Genomic DNA, 22,841 nt, shown 5'->3' with positions numbered 1-22,841 from the left:
TAAATGAAAAAAATTAAATTTTTCCTAGCACTGATGCTACCGGTGATTCTTGTGTGGGCTTGTTTTTCTTTTAAAGCACCGAAGCAAGATGTAATGCCTGTAATTTTACTAATCAATCAATATCCTTTAACCGATGATAGCAAAGAGTTTTTCAAACGGATTAATCCTTATGGATTTTTACTTAGCGTTCCTTTGCATCAGGGCATGCATCCACCCCAACTTAGAAAGGAACTGGAAGAAGTGTTGAAAAGAAACGACTTTCTTTTCTTTTTAGATCAAGAAGGAGGACCGGTAAATCGTTTAAAAAACTTCGAACCCGACTTTCAAAGCCCTGCTGCTCAAAAATACGGGGATTTGGCAAAGCAAAATTTAGAGCACGCTATTTTACAAGCGAAACTGGAAGGAGAACGAACAGGAAAACTATTAAAAAAACTAAGCATAGATGTGGCTTTTGCTCCAACAGCTGATGTGCCATATACTGAAAATATTCCGGTGCGAAACCGATATTATTCCACTGACCCTAAAATTACTAAAGCCTTAGCAGATGCGTTTGCCGAAGGATTAGACAAAGGAGGGGCGACACCTTGTTATAAACATTTTCCCGGAGTTGTCACATTTGCAGATCCGCATTTTATATCTCCCGCTGTACATGATGATATAAAAACCATTCAAAAAAATTCTGTATTCGCCTTTGAAAAAGCCCGCCAGTATGGTTGTTTAATGCCTTCCCACATGTTTTTTATTTCAATTGATAAACACAATATATCCACTTTTTCTCCTGCTTTTTATAAATTTGCTAAAGAATCGTTGGAGTTTAAAGGACTTATTATTACAGACGCACTTAATATGGCGGCAGCAGGCGGTCCTAATTCTAATACTGTAGGAGAGCGTATGAACCAGGCTTTAGCAGCGGGAGCCGATGTGGTGATGCCCTTTTTCCCTTTTCACCGATCTACAAAATTTATGGAAAAACAAATCCGACAAATAGACCCTCGATATATTAAAAGATTTCAAAAACGAAAGAACTTATTAAAACGAAAAAAATAGTTTTAGTTCTTAACAATTTTTTCCACCCTACACAAAGCGATATCACCCGGATAAATTCTGTTAGGTCTAATGTTTGTCTGTAGTAATTGGCATGATGTAGGCGGCGTCAGACCGTATGTTTTCCAAAAAGGCTCGCTCATCAACCAACTTAAAGAGGGCATCAATATATAAATAGCACCTTGATGGTTTTGGATAGTTTCATATATGCGCGGATTAAAAAAATGTTGATAATCTAAATATTGCAGTGGACATACATAGTTCAGTGTCCCCTGATCAGTATCTAAAAACTCTTTAGTCAAAATCACTCCACCTATATATTTGGCACTAGGATCAAGAAAAGGAATAACAAATGAGATGTGCCCCACCACCACCACCAAACTGTTTTTTTCCATCGAAACAGATTGAGAAAACAAGATATTTTTGTGTTTATAGGGTGTTCTAGGAAATCGGGGAAATGGAGTAAAAGCCGACAAAAACAAAATACCTACTACTATCACACACACAAACTTAGCAGATAAAAATCGACGCAAAAGAAAAACAAACAATAGCGAGGATAAAACCTCTAAAAAAATCCCGTAGCGCAAATTCCCAAACAAGATAACCCAAGGAACATATGTCCCGATAAAAAAACAAAGAAGTAAAGCATATGTTTTAGAGAGGGGGCGTTTTTTAATATAAAACAAACCGCCTATAATCAGCAAAACAACTGAGGTTAACCCCAATATTAACCGAAAGTCTACCACATAGTCCCAATTATTAAACCATGTCACTCTCAAAAAAGGCAAAAACAACCATTCTTTCCAACCGTCAGGTACATATGAACTGTTAGCTAGTGCCTCATTCGGATAAAAAGGAGAATGAAAAATATGATTAAAAAAAGGAAAAAGAGGATTTTGCAGTTTATCGTACTTTTCCCACAAGAAATATCCATCTGTTAATAAAAATCCACCCAACGCCGCTCCTATCACATAAAAGTATTGCTTGTAGGAAGATTTATTTTTAATCAGTAAGAACAAACAAGCCGTTCCTATCCCGATAGCAGCCGGTGCGGCAGTGTGTTTAAGACCTGTGGCAAGTGAAGCCCAAAAAGCCGCCCATAAAATATTTTTCAAATTAAAATGTAATTTCTCATCTGTTCCGCGAAAAATCAAATAAGCCGCTAATACTGCCAAAAATCCCATCAGTTCTTCATTGCTTGAATGCCCCACCTGCAAGAAAGCAGCCATGCCGGTAGCTGCAAAAAAAACCGTTATCCATTGCAAGCATTTATCCTGACAACGGTTGCCCTGTAGTACCAACGGAACCCATTTAAACAAGGCAAACAAGAAAATGCCGTAATATCCCCCCAACAAAAAACCGGTCACTTTAGGCCAATCATTTAAGTAATAAAATAATAAAAAGAAAGGAATGTCCGGCAAAGGATTAAAGAAAGTATGCACAGGTCCTGCCGCTATAATATCGGTAAACAGTCTGCCATGCAAAAAAGCATAGGGAATATATAGGTGATAGTTATTGATATCAAAGCCAATATCTTGCCCCAGCCAAAGGCTAATTAAGCCTCCAACTACAATACAAAACAAAAAAAGAAGAATATTTTTGATAGTCATAAAATTTTGTATTAATACCGGAATGTCTTAAGTACATGAAGTTTGGCTTTTAACAGTTCATACTTTTGAAGATACACTTTTCTTCTGTTTCCAAAAGGCAACAGGCTTAACAGGGCATACCGGCATAGTTTCCCTTGTTCTTTGGAATTATATTTTTCCTCAAAATAAGCACCATTTACTTCTATTATTTTAATGGAAGAATTTTTCTTCAATTTCATTATAAATATCGTCAGTAAATATTCCCCCAAATAGCCTAAAAAGCGAAGTTTGGATCCTGTAAAACGAGCCGAATCCACCCTTTTATCCACTTCGCCCAACACGCCAAACAAAAAAGAAGAGTACTCATCAAACAATTCTTTTTTCATCACAAACATATTGCAAAGATACTGTTTATCCCCTTGCCAAAATTCATTTAATTCGGAAGAATAAGAAGGGTATTTTTCGCGCAGAACATTTGCAAAAACATCAAAAATTTCCGGATTTTCTAAACCAAAACTTCTGGTAATCCTTTTGCCAAAAGAAATTTTAGGCTCCTGATATCCTTTGATCACCATACAATCGTACTGCGGAAAGTAGGGCTTAATTTTATCTTCGGACACATGTTTTAGATAATCACTTGTAATAGGAGGATAAATATAAAAAGGAGAATCTGGCATCCACGTTGCTTTGGTAGATGGAATAGGAATATTTTCATCAAAAACAAAATGTCGACGATTATGCATTAAACCCACATAATCGGGATTTTCCAATTTATCCTGATTTTTCCATGCCCAATAATGCGCCGTCAATTCGCAATAGCGCGGATTATCTTTAGAAATATTCTCGCCTTCATTATCACGCAGCATATCCGGCAAGAGAACCGCAGCATGGGCACACCCCGTTTGAATGGGGCATAAAATGCTATTTTTAACCACGCCGCGTAATTCCCGATGTACAATTAGGATTTTGATGTTTAAAACACTCATTATTTCTTTTTAATTTTAAGTTTCCGCTTATATTCTTGCGCTTTTGTCTTATATATACTTTTTTTCTCAGAAGACGTCAGCATGCTTAAAATCTTATATAAACGATATTTGAAATAAAAAACAACTTTTTCTCCACCAGAAAGATCTCTTTGGTGTTCTTGCAAACTCAACATTAGATCTTCATAAAAAGGTGTTTTTTTTGCATAATTCCACCAGAGATCTGCCATATCATCTTTAGGAGAGAACCAAGGCTTACTTTCTCCAGCAAAATGTATAATAAATGGATTGCTCTTATCCTTTAAATACTGCTCAAAAAATTCAGACGGCATGAGAGAAACCAAATGCTTATATATACCACCCGAAGTCGGCACGTTCCAAGCAGTATCAAGATATTTAATTCCCGTCTGAAAAAATGCATTTAAACCGTCTTGTTCCAAAATTCTAAATTTATTTTTACTGACAAATTCCAACATTTTCTTAGAGTATTCTTTTTCATTAAAAGTTTTTACATCCAGCAATAAAACACCTGTATTATAATAACGGAAAGGTTCTTTTAAATGTAGAACTTCTTGGGCATATTGCGCCCAGTCACTTTCTTGACAATTTAAGAAAGCTCCCCACATTAAATCTTTACAAGCGCCGAAAGGATATCCTTGCAAATCTTCGTTTGCTAAAACACTGATATCTGCTTGTAAAACTAAATCTACATCCGTAAAAATAATTTTGGAATAATTTTTCAGTATCAACGGAGATGTCAACCGAAAAAAGCACTCCAAAGCATAATTAGCTGGATAAGTAAGGTTATATTCTTTTAACAAAGCCGTTGGATTCACAAAGCGAAGCGAAAAATTTCCCAACCCTTGAATTTGTGCTAAGAGTTTCTTTTTGTTATCTTGCGTAATGGAACGTTCAAACACTACAATATCGTATTTTTTTTGAGAGGAAGAATTAATTTTAATAGATTCCAAACAAACTGATAAATAAGGTGCATATTCATTAGAACAACTCATTGCAATTGCCACTTTGTTTTCAGAGAAAGCGGGCTCTAAAAAATCGCAAACATTTTCCATTTCTCTGATTTCAACCTTTTTTTTAGGAAAAAACTCTTCTTCAATAAAATTGGCTTTTTCATGATATCTCATTTTTCTTTTTCCAAAAGAAACAAGAGAAAGAAAACGATACCGATTATATTTTATTTTAAGTTTCATTTCCTCTTTAAAAGCAAGTGGTTTTTGCCTTTCAATAAGATCAGCAAAAATTTTATCATAAAAAGGTGTTTTTCTAGCATACGACCACCACACATATCCTTTTGGTAAACCAGGATAAAACCATACTTTTTTAGCAGCTAAAAAATGATACATCACTGCAGAGTCTATCTTTTCCGAATAATCTTGAAATGTTTTATTTTTTCCGTTAAAAATAGTGTTAATGATCTCGAAATTATATTTTAAAGATAAAGTAAAAAATTTATCTTTAAACACTTTGTTTAAAACATCTTGTTCCTGACAAATAAATCGTTCCTTTTTAGACTCTTCTAACAATAATGAGAAAGGGGCTATTTGATTAAATTTTTCTGGATTAATAAGAATTAAGCCAGTATTATAGTATATACTAGGAGAACCTAGTTTTTTTAAATACTCAGAAACGCTCCAATCTCCATAAACTTTCTCTTTTCTATTTTCTTCAGCCCAAAGCACCTCTTCGCAGGCAGCAATAGGGGCATCTCCTATATCTACATTAAAAACTTGAAAAAGATCTTGAATGCAAACCAAATCTATATCCGTAAACAAAGCTCTCTTATATTTTCTAAAAACTTCTCCACACGCTAAGCGATAATAACATTGTGGAGCAAAATAAGAAGCAGCTATGTGCAACTTAGTATCAAATGTTTTTTGCAAATTATAAAAACGAATAGAAATATTTTTTGAGGTTGCAAGAGACTTCAACTTTTCCTTATTTTCATCGGAAATATCACTCTCAAAAACTACAATATCGTAATAATTTTTCTCTTTTGCATTATCTATAATAGATTTGAGATAAACTGACAAGTACGGGACATATTGATTACTACTGCTCATACCAAATACAAAGGGAGCATTCTTAAAAATAGGAGAAATTGCTTCTAATTTTGACATATATTTTCCTTTTTTAATGTTTATAATATTTTTAAATTTTCTTTTTCTATTTCCGGATGAGCATCTAAAAAATCTTTTGTGTAAACGTCTTCAAACAAACCTCTTAAACTCACCGGATTGACCGAAACAATATACACATCCGGATAATAAATACGGGCATACTCTTTAAATTGGTGATACCCGGCCATCATCTGATCCACAAAATACGTATTCTTATCTCCGGCATAATGACCACAATTAGCCGTATCCAATCCGATTAAATATTCTCTATAATCATTTTGGCGAGCAAATAATCCCTGTTGGTATTGATGTCTAAAAATTCATCTTTGGGTATTTCAAACAAATAGGGCTTCTTTCCAAAAAAATACGAATTTTCTTTCATATTTTTGTACGACTGAATAAAAATGCCCCCATCTTGCATATATAGTGGGTCCAAATCTTTTGCTAAAGTATGTGTAGCGAGATAAGGATTATAATTAAAAGGATTCCCATCTTTCCACAAATGCTCTCTCAAGGGAAAAACAGACACCAAAGAATCGTATTGAGGAAGATTTTGCTTATAAACTTCTACAGCTTTATCATAAGTAGCAGAGGATATCAACGGATTTGTACAGTGAGTCCATGCCACTACATCCGTTGAAAAAAGAGAACACATATTCGCAATCATATCATTGGCTGTTGCCTGTTCTTCATCACAGTAATAGTCTGGTCTTTTTACTGTTTCCGCTCCGGCACACTTCGCAATCTCCAACATTTCTGGAGAATCCGAACCAAACACAACTCTATTAATATTTTTGCATGAAAGAAGTTGCTTTATTTTTCTTTCAATCAAACTCTCTCCGCCTACTCTGAGCAAAGATTTATTAGGGATTCTTTTAGATCCTTTCCGCGCCACTACTACTGCCGTCACTTCCATACTATTTCTCCTGATACAAATCTTTAAAAAGTCCTTTTAACCCCACAGGATTTACAGATATAATTTCCACGTCGGGATAAGTTTCCTCCGCCCATTTTTTAAGGGCAATCCAAGAATCTTTTTGAACAGAACAATCCCCTGCCATCGTCCCGGTAAAATTTCCCGTTCCACAATCACAACCCACCAAATAAATGGTTTTGGGATGCGTCCAAAAAATGAATTGCATGGCAGAAAAAACAGTCCCTTGAAAATCACCGATGGGTTGTGTAATTAAATCTGATGCAAATTGATGGGATACTTTGTCTTCCAAATAATAACGTTTTATCGTTTGGTCTTTAATATCCCCTTGAGGAATAAGTTTTATATATGGATAAACGGTTTTTAACCTGTTTTCCGGAAGGATTCCATAAAATTTTTGACACTTTTTACCTTTATATTTATTGGCAATTACATTTTTTTGAGCATCATGGTGTTGCTCTTGTAAAAAAAGATAATCAAAATCCACCTGATCATAACTACAAGAGTTATTAACAGCAACGTACACTGAATCTTTTATAAAAGGCTTAAACTGCTTAACAGAAGGACCAGAAGCAATTAACGTAATTGTTTGCCCTAAATGTTTATTCTGATAGGGCGCAAAAGATGCCGAGTGAACCGTTTGCACACGAATCATTGTTTTAAGATTAATAATCTCCTGTGCAAGTTTTTCCGTTTGTTCAAAAAACTGTGTCTGTTTTTTCAAAAAACGTTTCAAACTAAAAATTTTTATTTTAATTCCCAATATTTTATAGACGGAATAAAATCCCTGTTTTTCTTTGCTAAAAATTTTCATTTTCATAGGAGATTACTTTTTATACATTTTTTCCGCTTTCAAAGGCTTGGTGAGACCAAAAATATTCCCAACGGCCAAACCGGCCAATGCTCTCTATGCCCACCTGCGCCAAATAATCCAATACTATCTGCCGATTTTTGTAAATATCATGGTCAAAAGTAATATTGGCGTATTTTTCAAAACGAATATCTTTAACCACAATTTCTTCTTTTTCAAAAAGGCCCATCTCTACCAGTTTATCAATTGTTTTTTCCAATACTTCTTCTGCCGGAGGAATAGGCGAGTGGCAATCAAAAAAGATTTCCGCCTGCAAAGAGCTGCACCCCGCCGGCACATTATCGGGTGATTTTAAATTAGGCGAATAGACCCGAGCAGGCGGTATATCTTCATCATAAATATAAAACCATAAATGCTTGGCTACATCGGGTCGTTTAAAACCCAAAGACACCATGTATCCGCACGTATTGTGTAAAGAAGCGGCAGCTTTTTTCACATTTTCCGGCATATCCTGCACCAAACGAGCCATTTCCGGTAAAGGCAAGCTGGAAATTAAACGTTCGTAGGAAGCACATGACCCGTCTTGGAAAGTGATTTTCTTTGCTTTAGTGTCTATTTTCACCACTTCTTTGTTAAAACGGATATCCAACCCTTCGCGACAAGTATCCAAAATAGATCTAAATCCGCCTTTTTTGGGATAGCGCATATATTTGGTGTAATAGAAATTCTCTTTCTGCTCACTAAAAGCACCTTTTAATACTTGCTCCAAATCAGGAGAATGCATGCGGCTTCCTACCCATTTCGTTTCCAAATCTTTCGGTTCCAAGCCCCAATATTTACGAGTATATCTGAAAGGAAAATTCTCCGCAAAATAGTGCCCGTACTGCACGCGGAGCCACTGCTCATAATTTTGAATTTCTGCTATTTCTTGATGAGGGCGACTGACAAAATCTAAAATAATTTTGGTTTTTTCTTCAGAAGGAAGCGGGGCCAAGTTATTTTGAGCGGGATGTTTTAACCAACAACCTTGATAATAATTGCTGGAAACGGGCGGATGCTCATACAAAGCAGAAGACTTTTCAAACAATCCCTTTATGTAAGGGTCATCTGTAAATGTAAAATGGACAAAGCGGTCAAAACGAAACCCATCTATACTGAAGTTTCCGCACAGACCGCCCCAATCTCCGTCTTTTTCATAGATACAGACGGATTTATTTTTCTTTTGTAAATGGAAAGCGGCGGACAAACCCGCCACGCCGCTTCCTAAAATAACCGTTTGGGACATAAAATTACTTTTTGCTATTGTGGGCTTGGATTTGTTTTACACAATAATCCCACATATCTTGATTAGTCAAGGCTTCTTTATACCAATCTACCGTAAACTCAATGGCTTCATCAAAAGATAAACGAGCATGCCATTTATCCAACATGCGGTAGGCTTTCGTCACATCCAAACTAAGTAATGTGTTTTCATGTACGGCACCGGGTTGAGATTTATCTACCACTTTCCCTTTTCCGTAATAAGACACCACTTTTTCCACCACTTCCCAGACAGTGCGATTGCTTTCGATTTGAGGCCCAAAGTTAAAGCCTGTGCTGTAAGTGACCGGATCTTCCACCAATTTTTCTCCTACTTTCAAATAACCGGAAAGAGGCTCCATCACGTGTTCCCACGGTCTGGTAGCGTGCGGACTGCGGATTTCAATATCTTTTCCTTCTTCAATATAGCGGATACAATCGGGAATTAAGCGGTTATCACTCCAATCACCGCCACCGATTACATTCCCGGCACGCACACTAGCAATGGCTTTACCGTGTTTAGCATAATCTTTGGGATTAAAATAAGAATTGCGCCAAGATGCAATCATCAATTCAGCACAACCTTTAGAAGAAGAATAAGGGTCGTATCCGCCCATACGGTCCGTTTCACGATAACCCCAAATTTGTTCTACATTTTCGTAGCATTTATCAGAGGTAATCATGATAACTTGTTTAATAAAATCAAATTTACGTACGGCTTCCAACACGTTTAAAGAACCCATTAAGTTTGTTTCATAGGTTTCTTTGGGATAATCATAAGAAGTACGCACTAAGGCTTGAGCCGCCAAATGAAAAATCATGGAAGGTTTATATTTTGCGATGACTTCTTCCAAGCGCACGCTATCACGCACGTCTCCACGTTCATCGGCAAACAAACGCTCTTTTAAGTGAGAGGCACAATAGTTGCTTCTATTAGAATAAGGATCTAAAGCATAGCCTACTACATTGGCTCCCAAAGCGGTTAACCAAATAGAAAGCCAAGATCCTTTAAAACCGGTATGGCCCGTCACCAAAATTGTTTTACCTTGATAAACATTATTAAACGTGTCCATTATAGAGTCTCCTTCCACCAATTAATAGTTTGTAATAATCCTTCTTCTAAGTTATATTTAGGTTTCCAGCCTAAAGAAAGCAGTTTGGCGTTATTGCCAACCACGACTTCATCGCCAAAAGCAGCAGGGATAGCCCCCCACAAAATCTTGCCTTTAAAATCAGTTAACTGTGCTATTTTTTCCACGATATATCGTAGTTGTACCGGCTTTGCCGAGCAAATATTCACCGCTCCTTGTACATTGCCTTCAAATACAGTGACAATGCCGCTGGCGGTATCTTCTACATGCAAATAATCTTGAAATTTCAAACAGTCGCTGACTTTTACGTCTTCTCCTTTTAAACAAGAAAGAATGACTGAAGGCATCAAACGTTGCGGCTTTTCATTGGGGCCGTATAAATTAAAAATGCGAGGCCATTTGAACTCAATATTGTTTTGTTTGCAAAAAACTTTAGCAATATTAAAAATGGCATTTTTGCTATTTCCATACATGGTGCGCGGATCAGTAGGAGTCATGTCTTCTGTAAAGAAACCATATTTATATTCATATTCTGAAATCGTTCCTGCACCCAAAAACTTTTTACCGCCGTTCTCCTTAAAGAATTTAAGTAAATTTAAGGTAGCCACCGTCCAATCCAAATTTAAATCAGAGCCATGACATCCTTTCCCTACATACCAAGCCAAATGAATTAAATTTTCAAACTTATATTCTGCTAAAAAACGGCCGACAGCGACCGTATCCATCAAGTTCATTTCATGCTGAACCAATCCGGCTTGTTCCGCAGCAAAAGGAGGATAGACCAAGCAATGTACTTCGTATCCTTTGGCTAGCAGTTGAGATACTACCTGACGGCCGATAAAGCCCGTACCGCCCGTAATCAAAACTCTTTTGTCAGCCGACATACTTACTCTCCCCACACTTTCCAAGGGGCATTGCCTTTTTCCCACATGGCATTTAAGTCTAACTTATCTTTTAGGGTATCCATCGGATGCCAAAAGCCGTCATGTTTATAAGAGTTGAGTTGACCATCATTGGCCAAAGCCATCAAAGGCGCTCTTTCCCAAATAACATCATTTCCTTCCGGAATATAATCAAAGACTTCCGGTTGACACACAAAAAATCCGCCATTAACCCAAGAGCCATCTCCGCGCGGTTTTTCTTGAAAGCGAGAAATACCGCCGTCTTTCTCTATGTTTAAGGCACCAAAACGGCCCGAAGGTTGTACTGCCGTCAAAGTAGCCAACTTGCCGGATTTTTCATGACATTCCAATAATTTTTTAATGTTCACATCGGCTACACCGTCACCATAAGTCAACATAAAGGGGTTTTTACCCACATAATGACGCGCCTGACGAATGCGGGAACCTGTCATCGCATCGCGGCCGGTATAAAGCATGGTCACCTTCCAAGGCTCACAACGGTTGCGATGAATATCTATTTCATTATTGGAAAAATCAATTGTCACGTCGGAGTTGTTGGTATAATAGTTCAAAAAATATTCTTTAATAACTTCACTTTTATAACCACACAAAACTACAAAATCAGTAAAACCATAATGGGTATATAATTTCATAATATGCCACAAAATGGGATAACCACCGATTTCTACCATCGGTTTGGGGCGAAGGGAAGTTTCTTCTCCTAAGCGAGTTCCTAATCCACCGGCCAACAATAATACTTTCATTTTTTCTGCCTCTCATAGAGCCTTTTTCTATCTTTTTTAAAAAGGATATAGGCTCTTTCTATTGGTTTCTAATATAAAATAAATACTAACATAAAAAGCATATTTTGACAATTATGCTTTCTATTGGAAACTCCATGCTTCATTGCCCAACGTATTTTCCAAATGTTCCAATAATCCGCGATGTATCATAATAGATTTATCAGTACGAATGCGATGTATTTTGGAAGGGTCTGCTTTAGAAGGAACTTCCAAATATACTTTGGTGACACCTTTTGCCGCTTCTAAATAAGCCTTTAACTTTTGCAGGTTGGCCTGAGAATAAGAAGACGTGAGACGAATGGTCAATTGTTTGGCCATATTTGCAATCAATTCCGTCACGCTGCCTACATCTTGCAGGTTTATTTCCACGCGGGCACTTTCATCATCTACGCGCACTTCTCCGGAAAAGAAGGCTATAGAATTAGGCATTATTTTATGCCCCACTTGTCCCCAAGTGCGAGAAAAAGCATTTACCATGATAGATCCCGTACAATCTTCTATTACAAATTGTGCCCATTCTTCTTTGCGCTTATTTTGGCGTTTTTTCATACGGGTGACAATCCCGATTACATTTAAATTGCCGGAGGCTTTTCCCTCCAAAATATCTTGTATTGTCACACAATTTAGACGGCTTAAATAATTATGATATTTCGCAATAGGATGTCCGCTAAAATAAATCCCCATCACTTCTTTTTCATAACTTAACAATTCACTCTGTGTTAAAGGTGCTACGTCTTTCTTTTCCGTTTTTTTCAAACTCATAACGGAAGAAAAATCATCGCCGAACAAACTGGCGGTAGAATTTTCTTTTTCCTTAGCAATTAAATGGGCCGTATCCACTACTTCATCTATTTGGGACAACAAAGTGGCGCGTGCCTGCTGTGGTTCTTGATCCGGCATTAAGCAATCCATCGCCCCTGCTTTTACCAAACTTTCAATCGTCTTTTTATTAGCTTGAAACAAATCAATACGCGCACACAAATCTTCTAAAGATTCAAACGGTTTTTTGGCAGCTTCGGCAGCAATAGAAACACACCCTTCCGTACCGGCATTTTTCACTGCTTCCAACGCGTAGCGGATGCATTCTTTACCATCTTTGGTCTCTACGGCAAACTCCGGTTGAGATTTGTTTATATTAGGAGGCAAAATCTCAAACCCCATCTTTTTGGCTTCTTCCAAATACGTGGCTATCTTATTTTCCTTATCATCAGAGCCGATGGCATTATGCCCAATTTCGTTGGTTAATGCAGCACACATAAATTCAATGGGATAATTTGCCTTCAGATAGGCCGTCTGATAAGAAACCAACGCATAAGCATAAGAGTGAGATTTATTAAAACCGTAGCCGGCAAAGGCTTTCATTTGTTCATACAAACGGCTAGATACTTTCTCCGGAATTTTATGTAATTTAGCCCCTTCCACAAATTTCTTACCGAAGGCTTCCATAACGTCCAACTTCTTTTTACCCATCGCTTTACGCAGAGTATCGGCTTCTCCGGGAGTAAAACCGCCTAATGTTTTGGAAATTTGCATGATTTGTTCTTGATATACCATACAACCGTAGGTATCTTTGAGCAGATCTTCTAATAAGGGGGTTTCATAAGTGATTTTTTCCTGCCCGCTTTTACGACGAACAAACATATCCATCATGCCAGATTCCATCGGACCGGGACGATACAAAGCCACCAAAGCAGAAATATCACTAAATTGGGTGGGTTGAAGTTTTTTAATCAAATCACGCATGCCGCCACTTTCTAATTGGAATATACCCAATGTTTGGCAAGCACAAAGCAACTCATAGGTTTTTTTGTCATCCAACGGGATGGTATTAATATCAAACTCGGGGTTATGGCGTGCGCGAATCATCTTTTCAGCATTATCAATAACTGTCAGCGTTCTCAAACCCAAAAAGTCCATCTTCAGTAATCCCAAGTTAGAGCAAGGTTCCCCTTCAAACTGAGTGGTGACAGAGCCATCTTTGGCACGGGCCAACGGAATATATTCCGCCACCGGATCACGCGTAATCAAAACTCCTGCCGCATGGATACCTGTATGACGTTTTAACCCTTCAATTTTGCGCGCCATATCAAAAAGTTGTTTGGAAGTAGGGTTATTATTAATTTCCGTTTGAAGTTCTTTAATATCTTCCAACGCTCCGTCTAACGTAATTTTGGGATCATTGGGAATCATCTTAGCTACGCGGTTTGTTTCCGACACGCTGATACCCATTACACGAGCCACATCACGCAAGGCCAACTTGGCTTTCATGGTACCGAACGTAATAATTTGAGAAACTTTATCTTTTCCGTATTTATTACGCACGTAATCTATCACGCGCTCGCGTCCCGTATCCGACATATCAATATCCAAATCCGGCATACTGACACGATCCGGATTTAAGAAACGTTCAAACAGCAATTTGCTTTGAATGGGGTCTACACGCGTAATATCTAAACTATATGCCACAATACTGCCCGCACCGGAGCCACGCCCCGGCCCTATAGGGATACCATTTGTACGAGCCCAATTAATAAAATCCTGCACAATCAAAAAATAACAGTCAAATCCCATTTTAATGATTACATCAAACTCATACTCCAATTGTTTGATATATTCCGGTGGCACATTGCCCTTCATTTTTCGGTTTAAGCCTTCCCGACAAAGTGCCTTAAAATACTCTGCGGTATTGGGATATTGGGGAGGAATATCAAAATTCGGCAAGATAAAGCCATGCTTTGGAAAAACCAAATTACATTTTTCCGCCACTTCTAATGTATTGGTTAAAGATTCCGGCGTATGAGCAAAAAGATCATACATTTCTTCAGCAGACTTAAAATACAATTCATGTGTAGTCATTTTTAAACGGTTGGGGTCTGCCAATGTTTTGCCGGTAGAAATACAAAGGTTTACGTCGTGCGCTTGCCAATCTTCTTTCTTTTCATAGTGACAATCATTAGTGGCTACCGTTTTAATGCCTAGTTTTTTAGCCACTTCTTTTAAAATGGGCAAGGCTTCCTGCTCTTCGCGGATACCATGGTCCATGAGCTCAATATAATAATTGCCCTTGCCCATAATATCCTCATATTGTTGGGCTAAGGCGCAGGCCTGCTCAAAAGACTTATGCAACACGTCTTGGGCTAAAAATCCTTTTAAACAACCGGACAGTGCTATCAATCCGTCCGAATATTTTGCCAATAGTTCTTTATCAATACGAGGATGATAATAAAATCCGTCCACCCAAGCATGAGAATTTAGTTTCATCAAGTTTAAATAACCCTGATGATTTTTAGCCAGCAGTGTTAAATGCCCCGTACGGGATTTGTCTTTCTCCGTGTGATTTCCTTCAGTAATATAAACTTCACAACCGACAATCGGCTTTAACCCTGCCGCATTGGCACATTCATAAAAATCCAAAGAGCCATACATATTGCCATGATCGGTAATTGCCATTGCTTTTACACCGCTTTCGGCCAGTCCACGCAAAAAGCGAGATGGCTTATGTTTCTCAGAAACGCGCAACATACCGTCTAACAAGGAATATTCCGAATGATTATGCAAGTGAACAAATTCTTTCATATTTAGGGCTCTTTTTTATAAGATAATCTTATGTCACATTATAGTAAATTAAAAGAAACCAGGCTTTCTTCGAAAACCCTCTATACAGGCGTAGTAAATTTTAACTGCGACACTGTACAACTGATCAACGGAAAAACTGCCTCTCGCGTGTATTTGGTACACAAAGGGGCCAGCGCGGTTTTACCCATAGAAGACGATTGTGTTTATTTGGTAGAGCAGTACCGCTACCCTATTGGCCGTACCACTTGGGAATTGCCTGCCGGCAAAAGAGAAGATGATCAAACCTACTTAACTTGTGCCAAAGCCGAATTGGAACAAGAAGCCGGCTTAAAAGCCAGCCAATGGAAAAAACTTTGCGTTTTCAACCCCAGCAATGCATTCTCCAATGAAGATTTGCATATTTATTTGGCGCGCGGTCTTAAAAAAGCCCAACAGAACTTAGATGAAGACGAATTTGTAAACGTCAAAAAATTTCCGTTAAAAAAAGTTTATCAAATGATTAAAAACGGAAAAATCCAAGATGCCAAAACATTAATTGCTTTGCTGTTATACCGCAATTTGACGGAAAAATAAACCCTGCTTAAATACGCCAAGAGAAATCTCTTGGCGTATTGTTTTTGATACAATAAAGCATGAAAAAACTGTTTCTGTTTACCCTCCTTATTTTTCTTTCTTCGGCTTTGTGGGCAAGTTTCAAAAAAGATGCAAAGCAAATTCTTTGCCTGTTGCCACCTCTTTTAGAACAAGAGATTAAGAGTGTAGATTCTTTGCCTGTTTCTTTATCACAATCCATATATCCTTTGTTTTTGTCTGGTCAAAAGACGGGGGCCTTAGCTGAATATAAAAAAGAAAAAGATAAAATATTTATTTTTAAAAAACCACTCAAAAAATGGCTTGCCTATTACGGACACCAACCCGATGCCACACATCTTTTAGCCAAATGTTTTGCCCCCGTTTATCTGCATGAACTCTGCCACGCCAGAGATGGCTCTTTCGGAAAGAAAAACAATTTTTCTTGGCCGATAACGGTGTCTGACGAATATGTGGCTGTTTTTTGGCAAGTTTATTTCATAAAAGAAAAATTAAGAGAAAATCCCAATTATTACCAAGATTGTTCTGTTTTTATGCCCAAGAGTGATTTTTTGCACTCTACTACGCAAGAATTAGAAAAAGAAATTATTAAACACTATCCTTTTTTACCACCGCCGATGACACAAAACAACATAGAACAACTACTGGAAAATCAAAAAATTTCTTATCTAGGTTTTTCTTTTGCCCCCAAAAGAGTTGTCTTATCTTTAAAATCCTTTTTCACAAAAGGAGGCTCTTGGTTGGAAATCAAATCTAAAGATTTACACAAACTGAAAAACAACCGACACTATCTCTCTTATACGGAAGAAAAAGGCAGACAAATGCAAGAGATGAATCGTTTTTTCTAACCAAAAAACATTTGTCTTCCTCACCAAAATATAGTATAAATTAAGTATCTGTAGGAGGCCTCTTATCTCCAAAAATAAGAGGCATATTTTGTTTACACAGGAGAGATACTTGATGCAACAGTTTTTGCACAAAACACTGGCCTTGATTTTAAGTGCCAGTTTGCTCTGCGCATATGCTATCCCTAGCTACGCATTAGAAACCATAACCGATGGAGAAAAGACGGTAACCTCAGCGGACTCAGCCACCACTTCCAACCAAACCGACGGTGCTTACTATGTGACCAATACCGGTACGTTGAAAGTGACGGGAGACGCTTCTTTTGCCAACAACTCCTCTTCCATTGACGATGGGGCTGCCATCAATAACGCCGGAACTTTAACCGTCGATGGTGCCTCTTTTAACAACAATACCGTTAATTATACAGGCGGCGCCGGTGGTGCCTTGTTCTTAAAAGGCACCAACACCATTAATGATGCCACTTTTGATTCTAACTCCGTAGTGGGCGATTACGGCGGCGGTGCTCTTTATCTGAGCAAAAACGCTCAATCCTTGACTTTAACCAATTCGTCTTTCACCAACAATACCGCTACTAACGCGACCTCTGCCGAAGATGCCGCCGGCGGTGCTGTGGCTTTGCTGAAAAAAGCGAATTTGGAAAATGTTACTTTTACGGGCAACAAAACCGTTTCTTCCGTCAACCTCGGTAACGGCGGCGGCGGTGCGATGTTTATCGGTGCCGAGGGAAAAGTAGAAATTGAAGATTCTTTCTTCAATACCAACACTTCTGCTACCGATGGTGGTGCTATTGCCACCCGCAGCGAACCTCCTGCCAGCAATATTGATGCCACCTTGGATATCGAAGAAACTTCTTTCACCGGCAATATTGCCAACGGCAAAGGCGGTGCAATTTACAACTCTTTCTACAACAGCGTAGAAACTCCGGGTTATGTAGATATTGATGATTCTGTTTTTACCGGAAACTCTGCCTCTACCGGCGGTGCTATCTACAATGACACAAACGGTAAAATTAGAATAGAAGAAGGCTCTTTCAACACCAATACGGCGGCTACTGCTGGCGGTGCCATTTACAATAACGGCACTTTAATTGTTGCCGAAGGAACTGTTTTCTCTGGTAACAAAGTAAACACCGACAATTATGACGGTGGTGCTATTTACAATAATGGCACTTTAACCATTGAAAAAGGCGTTTCCTTTACGGGTAACGAATCAGACTGGGGCGGTGCTTTATTCTTGCAAGGTACCAGCACCATTTCCGATGCCACCTTCACCGCTAACAAAGTAGAAGGCGAAGATGTATCCGGCGGCGCTTTGTACCTAGGTAAAAATGCCACTCAATTAACTTTAAGCAACTCTACGTTTACCGGCAATACCGCCACGGCTACCGATACCGCTACGGCCGAAGATGCAGCCGGTGGTGCGGCTTCTTTAATGACTTTAGCCAATGTAAGCAATGTAACTTTTACCGACAACCAAGTGTTAGGAAACGCCAATGACAACAGAGGCGGTGGCGGTGCTTTATTCTTAGGAGCCGAAGGCAAAGTAACCATTGCCGGTTCTACCTTTAACACCAACCACTCTTCCTCCGTGGGCGGTGCCATTGCCACCCGCGACGAAAATGCCCCTGCCGTAAATGCTGCCGCAAAATTAGACATCACCGACAGCACCTTCACCGGCAATACGGCTGATGGAGACGGCGGTGCCGTTTGGAACAACTTTTACAATAGCAACACGGCTGACGGTTCTGCTTATATTGCCGGCAGCACGTTCACGGGCAATACCGCTAACGGCCTGGGCGGCGCTATTTACAATGCTTCCGTTTTAACCTTGGCCGGCAGCAACACCTTCACGGGTAACACTGCAGGCGGCGTGGCCAATGATATTCACAACATCGGCACTTTAAACCTCGGCGGCACGACCTCTTTTGACGGAGGTATTACCGGTACGGGTATTGTCAATGTAACTGACGGGGCAACCGTAAATTTGGGCTTGGCCTCCATTGAAGCAGGCTCCATTGCTTTTGCCAATGGCAGCACCTTGGGTGTTACTTTAGCCAGCGACAGCATGGGCAATTTAAAAGCCGATACCATTTCCGTCGGTGAAACGCAAAACGATACGGCCAACTTAATCGTTACCGTATCTACGGATTTTGCCACCGCAGACCAAGTAACCCAAAAATTAACCAATGGCACGGCCGTCAACAACGGTACCTTTGCCATGGCCGATGTTACCAACGCCTTATACGATGTATCTTTTGACAACACCACCAATGAAGTAACCGCTATTCGTAAATCTCAAGAAGAACAAACGGCCGCTATTGAAAGCGCCGGTGGTAATACTAACAACTTATCCGTTATTACCGCTTTCACTTCTTCTTCTGATTTAGGTTCTGATGCTGCCAACCAAATGGCTCAAACCATTAACCAATTGGCACAAACCGACGTTCAAGTTGCCGTACAAGCCACCACGGCTTTGGCGCCGGAACAAGCTGCTGCCAAACAAGCGGTGCAAACCTCCGCTGTCAATCAGCTGTTCTCTGCTATCAATAGCCGCTTGAATAATGCTGCCAACGGTTCCGTACGCACTTATGCTTTTGGCAACAACAGCTACTATGCCGATGGCACCAACTACTCCGTATGGGCCCAAGGTTTGCTCAACAAATCTCACAAAGAAGGTACGGCTGACGCCTCCGCCTTTACCGGCAGAAGCACCGGTTTGGCCTTTGGTGTAGACACGCAAATCTCCGAAGATTGGACCGTTGGTTTAGGTTATGCCTACTTGCATACCAATGTGTCTTCTTTAGATCGCCATGACCGCGTTTTGGGAGACAACTTCTTCCTCTACGGTCAATATCGCCCGAGCAACTTCTTCGTGCAAGCGGCCTTGAACTACGGCGATTCCAAATATGAAGAAGACAAAGATGTAGCCGGAAATGAGGTAAACGCAGATTATCATCTAAAATCCTATTCTGCTAATTTAACCGCCGGTTATGAATTAAGCGAAGAAATTATCCCCTTGTTTGGTTTACGCTATACAAACACCCAACAAGCAGGCTACAAAGATTCCGTTGACCAATATGTATCTTCCGAAAAAGATGATTATTTAACCGCTGTATTAGGTGTACAAGTGCAACAGGAATCTATGTTCGAGGATATTAAAATCAGACCGGCTTTGAACTTAGGCTTGGCTTATGACTTCTTGAGTGACAATGTTTCCAGCCGTGTATCCTTGCCCAACGGAACCGCTTATGATGTAAATGGCGAACGCTTGCACCGCTTGTCTTTCGAAGCGGGATTATCCGTAGCGGCCTTGGTATCTGATAACGTGGAAGTCGTACTCTCTTACGACGGTAGCTTCCGCCAAGATTACAACTCCAATACCGGTTCTTTAAAACTTCGTTATATGTTTTAATCTGGTATGATTTAAAACCCGACCTTTTGCAAGGCCGGGTTTTTTATTTTTCCACGCGTACGGAGTTTGCTATAATGATTAGGTAATTTTCTATTCTCATAGGAGATAATAATGGCTAAAACTAACAAGACCCCTACTTGTTCTGTATTACAACAACACCGCTGCAAATTCAAACCGGTGTTGCCCGAAATTTTGAAAAAAGGCGCCTGCTTTGTCAAAACCAAAACCGGCAAAGCCACACAAAGCGTCGCTGATCAAGCTACCGTAAAAAAGATGTTCCCCAACACTTACGGTATGCCTGAAATTACCTTTGTAAAAGGTTCTAACCCCGCCATCGGCAAAAAAGCCATCAAAGCAGCCGTTGTACTTTCCGGCGGTCAAGCCCCCGGCGGTCACAACGTTATTGCCGGTTTGTTGGACGGACTTAAAAAAGCCAACGCCAAAAATAAACTTTACGGCTTTTTAGGCGGCCCCAGCGGTATTTTGCAAGCCCAATGGAAAGAAATCACCCCCAAACTCATGGAAGAATATCGCAACACCGGTGGTTTTGACCTCATTCAATCCGGTCGCACCAAAATTGAAACCGAAGAACAATTAGCCCAAGCCTTAGAAACTTTGAAGAAAAACAAAGTGGACGCTTTGGTCATTGTCGGTGGAGATGACTCCAACACCAATGCCGGCGTCTTGGCTGAATATTTCAAACAAAACGGCTCCAACATTAATGTAATCGGTGTACCCAAAACCATTGACGGCGACTTGAAAAATGACAAAATTGAAACTTCTTTCGGTTTTGATACGGCCACCAAAATTTATGCCGAACTCGTGGGCAACATCTGCCGCGACGTTAACTCCGCTCAAAAATATTGGCACTTTGTACGTTTGATGGGCCGCAGCGCTTCCCACATCACACTGGAAGTCGCCCACAAAACTCACCCGAACATTACGTTGGTAGGCGAAGAAGTCTTAGCCAAAAAAATGACTTTAAAACAAATCATTGATTACTTGGCCGGCATCATCGCTGCTCGTGCCAAAAATGGCAAGAACTTCGGTGTGGTGCTAGTGCCGGAAGGCTTGATTGAGTTTATTCCTGAAATGAAGGCCTTAATCGCTGCCTTAAACGATTTATTGGCTGACCACGAAGCCGAACTGAGCAAAATGAACGGTATTGGGGAAAAGAAAGAATTCATCATTTCCAAATTACCGGCCAAATTGGCCACTTTGATGAAATCTTTGCCGGCCGGCATTGCTTCTCAACTTATGTTGGACCGCGATCCGCACGGCAATGTACAGGTTTCTTTGATTGAAACGGAAAAATTGCTCATTGAAATGTTGCGCACCAAATTGGCTGATATGAAAAAAGCCAAAAAATTCGCGGGCAAATTCAACAGTATTACTCACTTCTTCGGTTATGAAGGCCGCTGTGGCGCTCCTTCCACCTTTGATGCCAACTACACCTATGCCTTAGGCTTTAATGCTGCCGTATTGGCCTTAAACGGTTGCAGCGGTTATCTGTCTTCCGTACGCAAGTTGACCCGCAAACCCCAATCTTGGGAATGTGGTGGCGTACCTTTGACCATGATGATGAACATCGAACGTCGCAAAGGTAAAGAAAAACCGGTTATCCGCAAAGCCTTAGTGGAATTAAATGGTGAACCGTTTAAACAATTCGCCAAAAAACGCGAATTGTGGGCTATGAGTGAGTCTTACTTCTTCCCCGGGCCGATTCAATTATTCGGACCTGCTGAAGTGACTGATATGGTGACGTGCACCTTAGCCTTTGAACGCGGCAACAAAAAATAAGTCTTTTTAGACTGTTTAAAACCCCGAGTGAAAACTCGGGGTTTTCTTTTGCCCCTTTTCTTATTTAAAAAAAAATGGTAAAATAAATGTAGTTAGTTTTGAAAATTTATCGGTGTAGCAAAAAAAACTTTTCAAACTGAAAAAAAATTGCTATACTATATACATAGACGGGCCCGTAGCTCAGCTGGGAGAGCGCCTGCATGGCATGCAGGAGGTCGCAAGTTCGATCCTTGTCGGGTCCACCATTTGAATAAATATACCCACTCTTACGAGTGGGTATATTTATTTAAACGAACAAGCAATAAATCCTTGCGCACAAGACAGCTGCGTTGCCTTACCGTTGAGGATGGGGACTCTCTAGTTGGAGTTTCTTTTATTTCTGAGTATAAATAAATTTTGTGGCCTTGTCTGTCTTTGGCTATATCTACTTGCAATATTTTCTGTTTGCTGCCGACATTACGTTTAAACATTTTTTCATGTCTAAAACCCTTTTTTATTAAATTTTCCCAATAGAAAAATTTAACAGAAAAATTAAGAGATATCCCATTTTTTTCCAACGGGAAACAGGCATATATCCGCGCTACTACCTGTTAAGCCTATAATAAAAAACCCCGCTGATGCGGGGTTTTTTATAATTGGTACCTTATTTGGCGTTAATCATTTTGGCTCTGGAGATATCCCCTTTCTTATCTACGTAATAGAGATATCCTTTTTCTTTTTTGATGCCGGTTTTTTCTACTTTTTTGGGTTTACCGCCTTTTTTGCCGCCGCGGGCCATTTGTACACGGGCCACGTCGCCATCTTTGTCAACATAGTACAAGAAACCTTTTTCGCGTTCTATACCGATTTTCAATACTGTAGGCATTTGAATGTTCCTCCTTCAGGAATCTTCTTTTATTGCAGGGGCCGGAAATAAAAAAATTTTTTATCTTTCACGCATCGAACGATCTTTTAGGCGAAAGAAATGTCCGAAGTCCCTTACCGAAAAAGTCTAATAAATAT

At 39.6% G+C, this 22,841-nt stretch carries 17 protein-coding genes and 1 tRNA gene; 6 read left to right on the top strand and 12 right to left on the bottom strand.

Features of this window, described 5'->3' with window-relative positions; translation table 11 throughout:
* Positions 1-3: 3 nt before the first annotated feature.
* A complete protein-coding gene (locus tag IKL48_00565; GenBank protein ID MBR3603182.1) occupies positions 4-1,047 on the top strand; it encodes a glycoside hydrolase family 3 protein in 1,044 nt (347 codons plus the stop codon).
* A 2-nt stretch (positions 1,048-1,049) separates the two neighbouring features.
* Here the strand turns inward: IKL48_00565 and IKL48_00560 are convergent, their stop codons facing one another.
* From IKL48_00560 to dnaE, 11 genes are all read right to left on the bottom strand, one after another.
* The gene (locus IKL48_00560) at positions 1,050-2,654 is read right to left on the bottom strand and encodes a hypothetical protein (protein ID MBR3603181.1); all 1,605 of its coding nucleotides are present in this window, start codon (positions 2,652-2,654) and stop codon (positions 1,050-1,052) included.
* Positions 2,655-2,665: 11 nt separating this feature from the next.
* The gene (locus IKL48_00555) at positions 2,666-3,619 is read right to left on the bottom strand and encodes a DUF4422 domain-containing protein (GenBank protein ID MBR3603180.1); all 954 of its coding nucleotides are present in this window, start codon (positions 3,617-3,619) and stop codon (positions 2,666-2,668) included.
* Entirely contained in the window at positions 3,619-5,754 is a 2,136-nt protein-coding gene (locus tag IKL48_00550; protein ID MBR3603179.1) for a glycosyltransferase family 8 protein, read from the bottom strand. The genes IKL48_00555 and IKL48_00550 overlap by 1 nt, the downstream gene beginning before the upstream one ends.
* Before the next feature lie 20 nt (positions 5,755-5,774).
* On the bottom strand, positions 5,775-6,005 hold the full coding sequence (locus tag IKL48_00545; GenBank protein MBR3603178.1) for a hypothetical protein: 231 nt from the start codon (positions 6,003-6,005) through the stop codon (positions 5,775-5,777).
* 5 nt (positions 6,006-6,010) lie between these two features.
* A complete protein-coding gene (locus IKL48_00540) occupies positions 6,011-6,670 on the bottom strand; it encodes an acylneuraminate cytidylyltransferase family protein (protein MBR3603177.1) in 660 nt (219 codons plus the stop codon).
* Between the two features lies 1 nt (position 6,671).
* A complete protein-coding gene (locus IKL48_00535) occupies positions 6,672-7,508 on the bottom strand; it encodes a hypothetical protein (protein ID MBR3603176.1) in 837 nt (278 codons plus the stop codon).
* Positions 7,509-7,521: 13 nt separating this feature from the next.
* Complete coding sequence (locus IKL48_00530) at positions 7,522-8,784, bottom strand: FAD-dependent oxidoreductase (protein ID MBR3603175.1); 1,263 nt, start codon at positions 8,782-8,784, stop codon at positions 7,522-7,524.
* 4 nt (positions 8,785-8,788) lie between these two features.
* Positions 8,789-9,871 (bottom strand): CDP-glucose 4,6-dehydratase, encoded by a 1,083-nt coding sequence (gene rfbG, locus IKL48_00525; protein ID MBR3603174.1) that lies wholly within the window; start codon positions 9,869-9,871, stop codon positions 8,789-8,791.
* On the bottom strand, positions 9,871-10,773 hold the full coding sequence (locus IKL48_00520; protein ID MBR3603173.1) for an NAD(P)-dependent oxidoreductase: 903 nt from the start codon (positions 10,771-10,773) through the stop codon (positions 9,871-9,873). The genes rfbG and IKL48_00520 overlap by 1 nt, the downstream gene beginning before the upstream one ends.
* 2 nt (positions 10,774-10,775) lie before the next feature.
* The gene (gene rfbF, locus IKL48_00515; protein ID MBR3603172.1) at positions 10,776-11,555 is read right to left on the bottom strand and encodes a glucose-1-phosphate cytidylyltransferase; all 780 of its coding nucleotides are present in this window, start codon (positions 11,553-11,555) and stop codon (positions 10,776-10,778) included.
* Positions 11,556-11,675: 120 nt separating this feature from the next.
* Positions 11,676-15,170 (bottom strand): DNA polymerase III subunit alpha, encoded by a 3,495-nt coding sequence (gene dnaE / locus IKL48_00510; protein ID MBR3603171.1) that lies wholly within the window; start codon positions 15,168-15,170, stop codon positions 11,676-11,678.
* 30 nt (positions 15,171-15,200) lie between these two features.
* Here dnaE and IKL48_00505 point away from each other — a divergent pair, with 30 nt between their 5' ends.
* The 5 genes from IKL48_00505 to IKL48_00485 all read left to right on the top strand — a co-directional run bounded on the left by IKL48_00505 (position 15,201) and on the right by IKL48_00485 (position 22,084).
* The gene (locus IKL48_00505; GenBank protein MBR3603170.1) at positions 15,201-15,743 is read left to right on the top strand and encodes an NUDIX hydrolase; all 543 of its coding nucleotides are present in this window, start codon (positions 15,201-15,203) and stop codon (positions 15,741-15,743) included.
* A gap of 59 nt (positions 15,744-15,802) precedes the next feature.
* Positions 15,803-16,609, top strand: a complete 807-nt coding sequence (locus IKL48_00500; protein MBR3603169.1) for a hypothetical protein — start codon at positions 15,803-15,805, stop codon at positions 16,607-16,609.
* Between the two features lie 112 nt (positions 16,610-16,721).
* Complete coding sequence (locus IKL48_00495; GenBank protein ID MBR3603168.1) at positions 16,722-20,039, top strand: autotransporter domain-containing protein; 3,318 nt, start codon at positions 16,722-16,724, stop codon at positions 20,037-20,039.
* 111 nt (positions 20,040-20,150) lie between these two features.
* A complete protein-coding gene (locus IKL48_00490; GenBank protein MBR3603167.1) occupies positions 20,151-21,839 on the top strand; it encodes a diphosphate--fructose-6-phosphate 1-phosphotransferase in 1,689 nt (562 codons plus the stop codon).
* A gap of 169 nt (positions 21,840-22,008) precedes the next feature.
* Positions 22,009-22,084 (top strand) — tRNA-Ala (locus tag IKL48_00485).
* A 398-nt stretch (positions 22,085-22,482) separates the two neighbouring features.
* Here the strand turns inward: IKL48_00485 and IKL48_00480 are convergent.
* Positions 22,483-22,704 carry a hypothetical protein gene (locus IKL48_00480; protein MBR3603166.1) on the bottom strand — a complete coding sequence of 74 codons (222 nt, stop codon included), beginning with the start codon at positions 22,702-22,704 and terminating at the stop codon, positions 22,483-22,485.
* Positions 22,705-22,841 lie beyond the last annotated feature (137 nt).

The organism is Elusimicrobiaceae bacterium (genome assembly GCA_017520185.1).
In the GTDB taxonomy this organism is placed as follows: domain Bacteria; phylum Elusimicrobiota; class Elusimicrobia; order Elusimicrobiales; family Elusimicrobiaceae; genus Avelusimicrobium.
Note: the sequence above shows the minus strand (reverse complement) of the source record. Positions and strands in the feature narration are given on the sequence as shown.